The 13,365-nt window shown below is 63.9% G+C and carries 10 protein-coding genes; 7 read left to right on the forward strand and 3 right to left on the reverse strand.

The genetic code is table 11. The annotated features are described in order from the left end of the window. The first annotated feature begins 167 nt into the window (after positions 1-167). Genes V1292_RS16050 through V1292_RS16060 form a run of 3 tightly spaced genes read left to right on the forward strand, consistent with a single transcriptional unit; the run spans position 168 to position 3,095 of the window. Entirely contained in the window at positions 168-1,967 is a 1,800-nt protein-coding gene (locus V1292_RS16050) for a thiamine pyrophosphate-binding protein (RefSeq protein ID WP_334373697.1), read from the forward strand. A gap of 21 nt (positions 1,968-1,988) precedes the next feature. After that, a complete protein-coding gene (locus V1292_RS16055; RefSeq protein WP_334373698.1) occupies positions 1,989-2,693 on the forward strand; it encodes an SDR family oxidoreductase in 705 nt (234 codons plus the stop codon). Positions 2,694-2,711: 18 nt separating this feature from the next. After that, on the forward strand, positions 2,712-3,095 hold the full coding sequence (locus V1292_RS16060; RefSeq protein WP_334373699.1) for a cupin domain-containing protein: 384 nt from the start codon (positions 2,712-2,714) through the stop codon (positions 3,093-3,095). Positions 3,096-3,224: 129 nt separating this feature from the next. On the opposite strand, the gene V1292_RS16065 is transcribed toward V1292_RS16060, so the two are convergent. From V1292_RS16065 to V1292_RS16075, 3 genes are all read right to left on the reverse strand, one after another. After that, positions 3,225-3,449, reverse strand: coding sequence for a hypothetical protein (locus V1292_RS16065; RefSeq protein ID WP_334373700.1), 225 nt, complete (start codon positions 3,447-3,449; stop codon positions 3,225-3,227). Between the two features lie 421 nt (positions 3,450-3,870). Further along, a complete protein-coding gene (locus tag V1292_RS16070; protein ID WP_334373701.1) occupies positions 3,871-4,671 on the reverse strand; it encodes an SDR family NAD(P)-dependent oxidoreductase in 801 nt (266 codons plus the stop codon). Between the two features lie 74 nt (positions 4,672-4,745). Continuing rightward, positions 4,746-5,687: a hypothetical protein gene (locus tag V1292_RS16075; protein WP_334373703.1), complete on the reverse strand. Its 942-nt coding sequence runs from the start codon at positions 5,685-5,687 to the stop codon at positions 4,746-4,748. Positions 5,688-5,864: 177 nt separating this feature from the next. Between V1292_RS16075 and V1292_RS16080 the strand changes: the two genes are divergently transcribed. The 4 genes from V1292_RS16080 (at position 5,865) to V1292_RS16095 (ending at position 13,280) form a co-directional block, all read left to right on the forward strand. Next, positions 5,865-9,356 (forward strand): indolepyruvate ferredoxin oxidoreductase family protein, encoded by a 3,492-nt coding sequence (locus tag V1292_RS16080; protein ID WP_334373704.1) that lies wholly within the window; start codon positions 5,865-5,867, stop codon positions 9,354-9,356. A 144-nt stretch (positions 9,357-9,500) separates the two neighbouring features. Next, a complete protein-coding gene (locus V1292_RS16085; RefSeq protein ID WP_334373705.1) occupies positions 9,501-9,932 on the forward strand; it encodes a hypothetical protein in 432 nt (143 codons plus the stop codon). A 238-nt stretch (positions 9,933-10,170) separates the two neighbouring features. After that, positions 10,171-11,745, forward strand: a complete 1,575-nt coding sequence (locus V1292_RS16090) for an alkaline phosphatase D family protein (RefSeq protein ID WP_334373706.1) — start codon at positions 10,171-10,173, stop codon at positions 11,743-11,745. Positions 11,746-12,107: 362 nt separating this feature from the next. After that, entirely contained in the window at positions 12,108-13,280 is a 1,173-nt protein-coding gene (locus V1292_RS16095; RefSeq protein ID WP_065744609.1) for a thiolase family protein, read from the forward strand. Positions 13,281-13,365: the final 85 nt, after the last annotated feature.

A 13,365-nucleotide genomic window follows, 5' to 3' on the forward strand; every position in this document is an offset into this window, starting at 1 on the left:
GCCGCCCTTGCCCTTCAATGGCATCCCCCGGTCGGAGGGGCGCAATCCGAACCATACCACAATAGCAATTGACGTACAGTATTATGAGAAATAGGTTCGCGGGGCCGCCGACCGCGCGAGGGAAAGACGCGGAGGCAAATTCGTTGGGCTCAGGGAGAGAGTGGTCGATGTCGCGTAACATGCTCAACGGCGCCCAGGTCATCGTCGACTATCTGATCCAGGAGAAGGTGCCGCAGGTGTTCGGCCTGTGCGGCCACGGCAACATCCAGTTCATCGACGCGCTGTATGAGCGTTCCCACGATATCCAGACGATCTCGGTGCATCACGAGAGCGTCGCCGGCTTCATGGCCGACGTTTACTACCGCGTCTCGGGCCGGCCGACGGCGACTTTCACTTCTTGCGGTCCGGGATCGGCGAACCTGCCGATCTCGCTCGCCAACGCCTTTCTCGATTCCGTGCCGTTCCTGGCTGTGACCGGCAACGTGCCGACCAGCCAGTTCAACCGCGGCGCCTTCCAGGAGATGTACCGGCATCATCAGGCTGATTTTCCGTCCACCGTGCGCACGATCTGCAAGAAGGTGTTCCAGCCGACGCGTGGCGAAATGGTGCCGCTGGCGGTGCGGCAGGCCTGGAAGACCATGACGACGGGCCGCCCCGGTCCCGTGGTGCTCGACGTGCCCTTCGACGTGTTCATGGAGTCGGCGGCCGAGGAGGCGCCGAACGCGATCGAGTGGAATGCCAATATATCGAGCCGCTGCGGCGCCGATCCGGAGGGCGTGGTGAAAGCCGTCGACATGCTGCTCGGCGCCGAGCGGCCAACGATCATTGTCGGCCAGGGCGTGCGCTATGGCGGCGCGGCGGAGGAACTGCTGCGGCTCGCCGAGCGGCTGCAGATTCCGGTCGCGGCCTCGGCCAGCGGCCTCGGCGCGATCGACTGCAACCATCCGCTGGCGCTGGGGCTGGTCGCGCGCGCCGGGCACTACCAGGCCAACCATGCAACGCGTCAGGCCGACGTACTGCTGGCCATGGGGATGCGGTTCGACGACCGCACCTCGAGCTCATGGATCCCGGGCTATTCCTTCACCATTCCGCCGACGCGGCTGATCCATGTCGACATCGATCCCGAGGAGATCGGCCGCAACTATCCGGTCGCGCTCGGGCTGATGGCCGACGTGCGCACCTTCCTGCGGCAGGTTCACGCCGAGCTCGATCGCCGCGGCGATCTCTCGAAGAAGCTGGACGCGCGCAAGAAGTGGCTTTCGCAGATCGATGGCTATCGGAAAGAGTGGGACAAGTTCGTCGCCCCCGGATTTTCCGACGACACCACGCCGATCAATCCGCAGCGCGCCGCGCTCGAAATAGACAAGGCGCTGCCTGAGGATGCGATCCTCGTCAGCGACATCGGCGTGCATCACAACTGGCTGCTCGGCTTCTGCAAGCCGCGGCGGCCGGATTCGCTGATCGGCTCGATGGGGTTCGGCCCGATGGGCTTTGGCGTTGCCGGCGTGATGGGCGCGAAGTTTGCCGCACCCGATCGTCCCTGCGTGTCGGTGTGCGGCGACGGCGCGTTCTTCATGCACGCCAACGTGCTGGGCACGGCGGTGGAATACAATCTGCCCGTGGTCTGGGTGGTCTGGAACAACTACGCCTACGCCTCGATCCGCGGGCTGCAGCGCGGCTATCTCGGCGGCCGCGAGCTCGCGACCGATTTCCACGATCCCAACACCGGCGAGCGCTACAATCCCGATTTTGCCGCGATGGCGCGTTCCTGTGGCGTCGAGGGCGTGCGGGTCGATCGCGCCGGCGATCTCGGCGAGGCCATCCGCAAAGGCATCGCCGCCAACAAACCGTATCTGATCGACGTCGATATCGCCGCCGACATCAATCCGGTCGGTGCGGGTGTGTGGGAACTGCCCGGGCTTGGACAGAGCAAGGCCGGCATCGGCACGCGCTACCAGCCCGCCTGATCTCACTTCGAGGAAAATCACATGCTGCTTGCAGGCAAGAAAGTCATCGTCGTCGGTGGTTCCTCGGGCATCGGTCTGGCGACCGCGGAGATGGCGAAGCGCGAGGGCGCCGACGTCATCATTGCGTCCCGCAATGTCGAAAAGCTCGACCAGGTGGCGGAGAAGCTGAACGCGATCGCGATTCCCGCCGACGTCACCAGCGATGATAGCGTGGCAAAGCTGTTCCGCCGTTGCGGCCCGATCGATCACGTCGTGGTTACGGCGGCGCAGCTTCGCACCGGCCCGTTCAAGACGGTGGCGATGGAAGATGTGCGCGCCACCATGGAAGGCAAGTTTTGGGGCGCGTGGCGGGTCGCGCGCGAGGCCGAAATCCGCGCCGGCGGCTCGCTGACCCTGGTCTCGGGCTTTCTCAGTGTCCGTCCGCGGCCGAATTCGGCAGTCGTCAGCGCCGCCAACGGTGCGCTGGAATCACTGGCTCGGGCGCTCGCGCTGGAATTGGCGCCGGTGCGCGTCAATGCGGTCTCGCCGGGCGTGATCGACACCCCGATCCGCGCTGCCATGCCGGAAGAGGCGCGGCGCGACATGCTGGCGAAAACGGCGGCGGCGCTGCCGGTCGGCCGCGTCGGTGCGGCTGAGGACATCGCGCGGCAAATTCTGAGCTTCATGGCGAACGGTTTTGCGACGGGATCGATCGTCTATATCGATGGCGGGGCGCTAGTGATCTGACCGGCAAAGGAGGCAATCATGGCTCCAGAAAACAACGGCGCCTTCATCCGCAACATCGCCGAAGTGCCGTGGCGCGAATTCCCCAATCACTTTGGCGGCGCGCTGTCAAAACCGCTGGTGATGCCGGAGACCGCGGGCTCCCGTCACATCGACTATCGCATCTCGATGTACCAGCCGATGGCCCATGTCGCGCGCCACAAGCACCTCGTGCAGGAGCAGATCTACCATGTGCTCGAAGGCGAGGGGCTGATGGAGATTGCCGGCAAGAACCATGTGGTGCGCAAGCACGACTTCATCTTCCTGCCGCCCGGAGTCGAACATGCGATCTCGAATTCCGGGCTGGTCGATCTGGTGTTCCTGGTGATCACCTCGCCGGTGACGGATGAGGAGAGGCCGGTGTGAGTATTCCGTGTCCCGGACGCGGCGCAGGGTGTAACGCTGCTCCGCAGAGCCGGGACCCACTCCCGCGGCGTATGGACCCCGGATCAGCAGCGCACCACGCCGCAAGCGGCGCGCTGCGCAGCACCCGAATCACGCCGCCAGATCCTGCAGCAGCAGCGACGAGCCGCGAATCAGCACCTTGCGTCCCTTTGCCGTAATGGCGGGTGCATCGCCGTGCATCACGGCGAGTTCGAGCGCGATCAGGCCGTCGATCGTGGCGCGGCTCATGCGCGGCAGCCGTGATGCTGGCGTGCGCAATGCCTTCAACGTTTCCCACTGGGACGGCGTCAGGTCGTAGTCGAATTCTTCGTTCATGGTGCCTCGGCTTCCACAATTCTTGTGGCGCCTCATAGCGAGCGCACATGAAATTCGTGCGACCGCAACGAGACGGGATTTCGACAAGCGACGATGCGCTGTCACATCATCGTGTCATTGGAATTGGTCGATGTTGTCGAATCACGCGCGTGGGCCAAAAACAAATGACGCCGGCGCAGGTCGCGTGAGCACGGGCGTCAAAAAGACCGCCCAAATCGGTGCAACCCTTAAGAGAAGGTTACTAACCAAAGGTAAACGTGCGGGGATGGGGATACGTTATTTGCTACGTGCGCTCTCCCAGACCTCATCCTGAGGAGGCGCGTAAGCGCCGTCTCGAAGGATGAATGGCACCAGCCGGGCCACATGGTTCGAGACGCCGCTAACGCGGCTCCTCACCATGAGGATTGAGGTGCCTGCGCCTTTATCCCCGCCGCACGCTGGCGCCGCCGTCGACCGGCAATGTCACGCCGGTGATAAAACTCGCTTCGTCTGAGGCGAGGAACAGCGCGGCGTTGGCGACGTCCCAGCCGGTGCCCATCTTCTGGCGCAGCGGCACCTTGCTGTCGCGTTCGGCCTCGACCTCGGCGCGGCTCTTTCTGAATTCGCGGGCGCGGGTGTCGACGGCCATCGGCGTGTTCATCAGTCCGGGCAGGATGACGTTGGCGCGGACGCCGTATTGCGCGTTCTGGTAGGCGAGCTGTTCGGTGAAGGCGATCATCGCCGACTTGGTCGCCTTGTAGGCAACGTAAGGGTAAGTCGTGATCGCGGCCATCGAGGAGATGTTGATGATGGCGCCGCTTCGCTGCGCGCGCATGATCGGGATAACGTGCTTGGCCGCCCACACGCAGCTCTTCAGGTTGATCGCGACGCAGCGATCGAACGCTTCCTCTGATATCTCGAGCAGTTCGGCGTCGCCGCCGGCGAGGCTGACGCCGACATTGTTGTGCAACACGTCGATGCGGCCCCAGCGTGCCTGTGCGTCTGCCACCATCGCCTTGAGCTCGGCGCTTTTGGTGACATCGGCTCTGAAGGCTGCCGCCACGCCGTGGCTCTCGGCGATCATGTCGACCGTCTCCTGCGCCGATTGCAGATTGTGATCGACGCACAGCACCTTGGCGCCTTCGCGCGCAAAGGTCAGCGCGGTGGCGCGGCCATTGCCGATGCCTTCGCCCGGGCTCTGGCCGGCGCCGACGACGATGGCGACACGATCTTTCAGACGCATCTCGTTCCACTCCCGGGATCGGGTACTGTTGCAGTACCTCTTTGTAACAGGGCTCGTTGTCGGCTCGGGCTCACCTACCCATAGAGCGCTTTATGCTCCTGCTCGTAGTTGGCGTAGGAATCCTTGATGCTCGCCATGTTCAACAGCATGGTGGCGACAGGCGTATCGTCCATTGCGAACACGGTCGTGCGCATCCAGACGCTTTCGGTGCGGCGGCTGCCGCTGAGCGCGACGATCTCGCGTTCGGTTGCATAGTTCTCGCCGACGAATAGCGGCCCGCGCAGCAGGCGGATCTCCTGATCCGCGAACAGCCCGACCGCGGGTCCGCGGACCGGCAGCCGGTCCTCGCGGGCGCGGTACTGAAACAGCACGCTTAGCATTTCGAACGGGATGATCGCGCGGCCCCAGGGATTGAGCTCCTGGGAATAATATGCCGATGGTTCGGTGATCACCTTCAGCTTCTGCTCAAGCGAAAACGGATAGAGATCGCCCATGTGCTGGTCGAAATCCATTTTCACCATCTGGCGGCCGGTCTTCATGCCGACCTTGAGATCGGCGAGGATGACGGGATCGGCGAGCGGCTTCAGTTCGCCGAGCCGCCGGGAAAGCGCCGTTTCCATTACGTCGCCGACGGAAGCAGTGCCGCGCAAAATCTCGGTGCCGTCGCGCTTGGTCATGCCGATCGCGCAAGTCGTTTGCCCCGGCTTCGGTTTCTCGATGTTGGCCTGCACTTCTTCGCCTTCGAAGGCGGGATTGCGGTAGTGCGCTGACAGGCAGCCAGTTTCGAACCAGGCCTGGCCCCAGATGCGTTCACACAGCGGCGCGAACTGGCTGAAATGGGTCGGTCCCTCGATGGTGCCGCCCTGAAAGCCGAGCTTCTGCGCGGTCGCATCGTCGTGGATCGAGGCGTGCGAATCATAGACCTGCGCGTGGAGCATCTGCCTCGGACTCCGCCACGGCCCCACCAGCAGATTGCCGCTCTCCAATATCTCGGTTCTGAAGGCCGGTTCTGTCATCGCTGGCGTCTCCCTTTAATTCCCGAGCGTTTCAAAGAAGGCGGGCTCCCGCAAGAGGCCCGGCCGATCCACAACACGGGCGAGATATGCCCTGCGGCCATGAATTCACGCTGGGCACGCATAGCAAAATCGGTGCATGGTGTTCGCAATTAGACCGGTTCAAATAACCGGCGGAACGTGACGGGGAGCGGACGAATGGCGTTGATGGAAGTGGGACTGGACGACAAGTACCGTCTGGATGCGAAACGGATTTTTCTGTCCGGTACGCAGGCGCTGGTCCGATTGCCGATGTTGCAGCGCGAACGCGATCGCGCACAGGGGCTCAATACCGCAGGTTTCATCTCCGGCTATCGCGGCTCGCCGCTCGGCATGTACGATCACGCGCTGTGGCGCGCCAAAACGTTCCTCAAGCAGCATGACATCGAGTTCTCACCGGGTCTCAACGAGGACCTGGCGGCTACCGCTGTGTGGGGGAGCCAGCAGGTCGGCATGTTCCCGGGCGCCAAGGTCGATGGCGTATTCGGCATCTGGTATGGCAAGGGTCCCGGCGTCGACCGTTCCGTCGATGCGCTGAAGCATGCGAACTCCGCCGGCACCTCGCCGAATGGCGGCGTGATTGCGCTGGCCGGCGACGACCATGGCTGCCAGTCCTCGACACTGGCGCACCAGAGCGAGCAGGTGTTCGCGGCGGCGCTGATGCCGGTGGTCAACCCGGCGACGCTGCAGGATTATCTCGATCTCGGCATTTTGGGCTTTGCGCTGTCGCGCTATTCGGGCTGCTGGGTCGGGTTCAAGGCGATTTCCGAGACGGTCGAAAGCTCGGCCTCGATCGTCAGCGATCCCGATCGCATCAAGATCATCACGCCCGACGATTTCGAGATGCCGCCGGGCGGGCTTTCGATCCGCTGGCCCGATGCACCGATGGAACAGGAGCGGCGGCTGCACGGTCCGAAGATGCAGGCGGTCGCGGCGTTCGCGCGCGTCAATCGCTTCGACCGCATCGTGCTGGATTCAAAGCCGGCGCGGCTCGGCATCATGGCGACCGGCAAAGCCTATCTGGATCTGCGGCAGGCGCTGGCCGATCTCGGCATTACCGATACCGAAGCGCAGGCGCTTGGATTGCGCATCTACAAGGTGGCGCTGACCTGGCCGCTGGAGGAATCCGGCGCGCGCGCCTTTGCGGAAGGCCTGCAGGACGTGCTGGTGGTCGAGGAGAAGCGCGGCTTTATCGAGGACCAGCTTGTCCGCATTCTCTACAACGTGGATGCCGCGAGGCGCCCTTCGGTGGTCGGCAAGCGTGACGAGAGTGGCGCCATGCTGTTGCCGAGCGAAGGCGAGTTGACGCCGACCATGGTGGCGGCGGCCGTCGTGGCGCGTTTGCGAAAACTCGGTCATCGCAGCCCGGCGCTGGAGCAGCGTCTCGCAAAACTCGAAGCCTTCGACCGTCCCTCGGATGGCGTCGGCTCCGCAAAGCTGCAGCGCACGCCGTATTTCTGCTCGGGGTGCCCGCACAACACCTCGACCAAGATCCCCGAGGGCAGCCGCGCGATGGCCGGCATCGGCTGTCACGGCATGGCGCTATCGGTGCCGAACCGCCGGACGCAGACGATTTCGCATATGGGCGCGGAGGGCGTCACCTGGATCGGGCAGGCGCCGTTCACCAGCGAGCCGCATGTGTTCCAGAATTTGGGCGATGGCACCTACACCCATTCCGGCCTGCTCGCGATCCGCGCCGCGGCCGCCGCCGGCGTCAATATCACCTACAAGATTCTCTATAATGATGCGGTCGCGATGACCGGCGGCCAGCCGGCCGAAGGCGGGCTTTCGGTATCGCAGATCGCGCACCAGGTTTCGGCGGAGGGCGCCAAGCGCCTTGTCATCGTCTCCGACGATCCCGAGAAATATCCGGCGAATTATTTTCCCGCCGGCGCGACCGTTCATCACCGCCGCGAACTCGACGCAGTGCAGCGGGAGCTGCGCGAGGTCGAGGGCCTCACCGTCCTGATCTATGACCAGACCTGCGCCGCGGAAAAGCGCCGGCGCCGCAAGCGCGGGCTCTATCCGGATCCGCCGAAGCGCGTCTTCATCAACGAACGCGTCTGCGAAGGCTGCGGCGACTGCTCTTCCGTTTCGAACTGCGTCTCGGTGCAGCCGCTGGAAACCGAGTTCGGCCGCAAGCGTCGGATCGACCAGTCGAACTGCAACAAGGACTTTTCCTGCATCGAGGGCTTTTGCCCGAGCTTTGTCACGGTGCATGGCGGACGCTTGCGGAAAGCCGACCGCGCGGCGGCTGATCCCTCGGCGCTGTTTGCCGATCTGCCGACGCCGGCAGTCCCCGCGCTCGATGGCGCCTACAACATCCTCGTCACCGGCATCGGCGGCACCGGCGTCATCACCATCGGCGCGCTGCTCGGCATGGCCGCCCATGTCGAGGGCAGGGCGTGCTCGACGCTCGACTTCACAGGCCTATCGCAAAAGAACGGTGCGGTGATGAGCCATGTCCGCATCGCACCGCAGGCTGACGATCTCTCGACCGTCCGCATCGCCCCCGGCGGCGCCAATCTCATCCTCGGCTGCGACATCGTGGTCGCCACCAGCATCCCCGCGCTGAGCCGGGCCGAGCGTGGCGTGACACGGGCGATCGTCAATGCCGACCTCTTGCCGACCGCGAGCTTCGTCATCAATCCCGACATCGATTTCGAGGCGGGAACGATGCGGGACGCGCTCAACGAGGCGGTCAGCGCCTCCGACCTCGACATTCTCGATGCGACCGGGCTTGCCACCGCGCTGATGGGCGACAGCATCGCGACCAACGCCTTCATGCTCGGCTTTGCGTTCCAGCGCGGGGCGATCCCGCTGTTGCTGGAAGCGATCATGAAGGCAATCGACCTCAATGGCGCGGCGATCGAGATGAACAAGCTCGCGTTCTCCTGGGGCCGGCTCGCGGCGCACGATCTGCCGCGCGTCGTCAGCGCCGCACGCTTCAAGAGTTCGGGCGCGGCGCCGGTCCGGCGCACGCTCGACGAAAGCATCGCGTTCCGCGCCAGGTTCCTGACCGACTATCAGAATGAGGCCTACTCGAAGCGCTACTTCGCCGACGTCGAGCGCGTCCGCGCCGCAGAAGCCAAGGCCGCGCCGGGCTCGCATGAACTGACCGAGGCTTTCGCCAAGGGCCTGTTCAAGCTGATGGCCTACAAGGACGAATACGAGGTCGCCCGGCTTTATTCCGACGGCGAGTTTGCAAAAGCGCTGAAGGAGCAGTTCGACGGTGACCCTGGCGTCAAGGTCAGCCTCGCGCCGCCGCTGCTGGCATCCCGCGATCGACTGACCGGGCATTTGCGCAAGCGCGAATTCGGTTCCTGGATATTCCGCGCCTTCGACATCTTGACCCGCTTCAAGTTCCTGCGCGGGACTGCATTCGATCCGTTCGGCTACTCAGCCGAGCGTCGGATGGAGCGGGCCTTGCCGGGCGAATATTCCGCTATGATCTTCCGCCATCTCGACAGGGCCAAGCCGCATGACTGGCCGCGTCTGGTGGCGCTGGCGAAATCAGCGGAACTTGTTCGCGGCTATGGCCATGTCAAGGAAGCCAATGTCGCGAAATACCGTGCGGAGTGCACGCGGCTGGAAGCGGCGATCGTTCAGCCGGTGGCGCAGGCGGCCGAATAGAGGCTGTTCATCCGGCACGTGAAGTTTCTCACGGCTGGGCTCAGTCATCGGTGACCGGGAGGGCGGGAACGGCTGGAATTGTCCGGCCGGCGCCCTACATGTCGGCTGTTCTTAATTCTTTGGGTTGATTTCAGGAGGCCTGCGATGGTCCTGAAAAACGCTATTGCCGCAGCACTTTGCATGGGGCTCCTGATGTCGGGCAGCGCCGCGCTGGCAGACGAATATCGCGCGGGCGAACTTCTCGAGCTCGATCCTTCCAAGGCCTTGCTCTCGCCGAAGCGGCTCGGGCCGCCGACGCAATTTGCGCCGGTCCGGATCGAGGCCAGAACCGATCGCAAGCCGGTGAAGACGGAGCGCGTGGTCGTGCCCAAGGCCGCTGCGCCGAAGGTTGCTGCACCCAAGACTGCTGCACCCAGGACTCGTGTCGTGCAGGAGCGTGTGCAGCAGAAGCCGCGCGTTGCTGTCAGCACCAAGCAGGCGCGCCGCCATACCAATCCGCTGGACGCCCAGGCCCGCGACACGCGGATCCAGACCTGGCCGTGCAAGTCCGGCGGCATCTGCGACTGGCAGCGATAGAGTAATCGGAGCTGCCGTAGGGTGGGCAAAGCGAAGCGTGCCCACCATCTGTCCACAGTCGTGTTCGTGAATGGTGGGCACGCGGAGCCTGTCATCGGGCGCGCATTCGCGCGACCCGTTGGCTTTGCCCACCCTACAATTCCACGATTTCGCACCTTCATCCACCTGTCGCAAAACCTTCGGCCAGCATTCAAATTGCTCGGGCACACCTTCGTCGTGATTCGACGAGGGGTGTTCGATGCCGATTGCGATTCGCGCCAAGCCCGCCCTGACGCGGCGTCAATGGCTGGTCCGCTCCGCCGCGACATTCGCCGTCGCTGGTTTCGGCGGCCTCGCCAGACCCTACCTCAGCCGCGCCGCGGATCGGCCGCTCATCACCAGCGGCATTCAATCGGGCGACGTCTCGGCCAATTCCGCGGTGGTCTGGGCGCGCGCCGACCGCGCGGCGCGGATGCAGGTCGAATGTTCAGCCAGCGAAGATTTCAAGACCATCATTGGTACGGCTTCTGCCGATGCGTTGCCGGATGCCGACTTCACTTCGAAGGTGCTGCTCGATGGACTGACGCCGGGGCAGGATATTTTCTATCGCGTGCGGTTTGAAAGCGAGCCGGGGATCGCCGGCGAGGCGCAGGTCGGGCATTTTCGTACCGCACCCACCACACGGAGCAGCGTATCATTTGCCTGGTCGGGAGATACCACGGGGCAGGGCTGGGGCATCGACGAAAGCCGCGGCGGCATGCAGACCTACCGGACTATGCTCGACAACCGCCCGGACTTCTTCATCCATTGCGGTGATCACATCTATGCCGACTGCCCGGTGGAGCGGGAACTGAAGCTGCCCGATGGCGGGGTCTGGCGAAACCTCGTTACCGAGGAAAAGTCTGTCGTCGCCCAAACCCTCGCGCAGTTCCGCGGCAACTACAAATACAACTGGCTCGATCCGAATTTTCGCGCCTTTCATGCCGCCGTGCCCTTGTTCGCGCAATGGGACGATCACGAGGTGACGAACGACTGGGCGCCGGTCGGCACGGCCGACGCGAGCGGCTATGCCGCGGACGGCACCTCGCATCTGGTGGCGCGGGCGCGCCGCGCGTTCCATGAATTCATGCCGATGCGCGCGACACCCGCACAGGGAGACGGCCGCATCTATCGCAAGATCGCCTACGGCCCGCTGCTCGATGTCTTCATGATCGACATGCGCAGCTACCGCGATTCCACTTTTAATAGGCATGACGACCACAGCGACACCTGCATCCTCGGCGCGGCGCAACTGGCCTGGCTGAAGCGCGAACTGGTGGCTTCCGACGCCACCTGGAAGGTGATCGCCGCCGACATGCCGATCGGCTTGATCAGCGAGGACGCAATTGCGCTCGGCGACGGCCCGCCGGAGCGCCGCGAGCATGAGATTGCCGATTTGCTGTCGTTCATGAAGCGCGCCGGCATCCGCAACATTGTCTGGCTGACCGCCGACATGCATTACACGGCGGCCCATTTCTATGATCCGAACCGCGCGATCTATCAGGACTTTGAGCCGTTCTGGGAATTCGTCTCCGGCCCGCTGCATGCTGGCACCTGGGCGCCGGCCCCGCTCGACAATACGTTCGGCCCGAAAGCGATGTTCCAGAAGGGGTGCAGCGGCGAAAATCTCGCCCCCTGTTACGGCTTGCAGTTTTTCGGCCGCGTCGACATCGACGGCAAGACCGAAGTCATGACCGTGACATTGAAGGACGTCGACAACCGCGACCTGTGGTCGGTCGATATCGAGCCCCGCCCGGATGCGCGGCCTGGCCGGATCATGGCGCAGCATATCTGAGCCGGCGTTGTGAGGGGCGCACCAGCAGATAGCCGCCGACCACGATTGGCACGGAGAGGGCGATGATCGCCCCGAGCACGCGGCGAACGCCCTTACCATCGCACCCCTGACTTGGTCCTGATTGCCTTCGCGCGGCGATCTCCAAAGGTCAATTTCGCTTAGTGAAATAGCTGGAGCGTCGCGCATCGGCCTAACGCGGCGGGAAGCCAAACGCGACCTTGCCGAAGGACAAACGGTGTGCAAATCCCGGCCTCGAGCCGGTTTGCGGATTCATTCTGTTCCGCCGGCCGGAATTCGGGTTTTCGCTACACACCGCCGCGGCTCCAGTCCATACTGGATCGCATCAAAGGGAGGTCTTTCAAATGCGTGAAGCTGTCATTGTTTCCTATGCACGTACGGGGCTGGCGAAGTCCGGCCGCGGCGGGTTCAACATCACCCCGCCGATGTCGATGGCGGCTCACGCCATCAAGCACGCCGTCGAGCGCGCCGGCGTCGACAAGGAGTATGTCGAGGACTGCTATCTCGGCAATTGCGCGCATGGCGCGCCGAATATCGGCCGCCAGGCCGCGCTGCTTGCGGGATTGCCGAAGTCGACCGGCGGCGTCTCGGTGAATCGCTTCTGCTCCTCCGGCCTGCAGACCATCGCGATGGCCGCCAACTCGATCCGCTCTGACGGAGCTGACTGCATCGTGGCCGGCGGCGTCGAGAGCATCTCGATCCCGGGCGGCGGCTCGCCCAAGGAATCGATCGATCCGGACCTGCTCAAGGTCGCGCCCGATATCTTCATGGCAATGATCGATACCGCCGATATCGTTGCCGAGCGCTACAAGCTCAGCCGTGAATATCAGGACGAGTACTCGCTGGAATCGCAGCGCCGCATGGCCGCCGCCCAGCAGGCCAACAAGTTCAAGGACGAAATCGTCCCGATGAAGACCAAGATGAAGGTGGTCGACAAGCAGACCAAGGCGGAGAGCATCGTCGACTACACCGTCGACCGCGACGAGTGCAATCGTCCCGACACGACGATGGAAGGCCTTGGCAAGCTCGAGCCGGTCAAGGGCCCGGGCAAGTACGTCACCGCCGGCAACGCCAGCCAGCTCTCGGATGGCGCGGCAGCGGTCGTTCTGATGGAAGCCAAGGATGCCGAGAAGCGCGGCCTCAACCCGATGGGCCGCTTCGTCGCCTGGGCGGCGGCGGGCTGCGAGCCGGACGAGATGGGTATCGGTCCGATCTACGCCGTGCCGAAACTTCTGAAGCGGCATGGCCTGAAGATCGACGACATCGATCTTTGGGAGCTCAACGAAGCTTTCGCCAGCCAGTGCCTCTATTCCCGCGACAAGCTCGGCATCGATCCGGAGAAGTACAACGTCAATGGCGGCTCGATCGCGATCGGCCATCCTTTCGGCATGACCGGTGCGCGTCTCACCGGCCACATCCTGCAGGAAGGCCGCCGGCGCAAGGCCAAGTGGGGCGTCGTCACGATGTGCATCGGCGGCGGCCAGGGCGGCGCCGGCCTGTTCGAGATCTATAGCTGAGATTTTTCGAACGCAGCGACCCGCAAAACAAAGAGAATGGCCCCGCGAGGGGCCATTTTTCGTTCTTGGCGAGCACCCGCTCAGA

This window comes from Bradyrhizobium sp. AZCC 1719 (assembly GCF_036924525.1).
Taxonomy (GTDB): Bacteria; Pseudomonadota; Alphaproteobacteria; order Rhizobiales; family Xanthobacteraceae; genus Bradyrhizobium.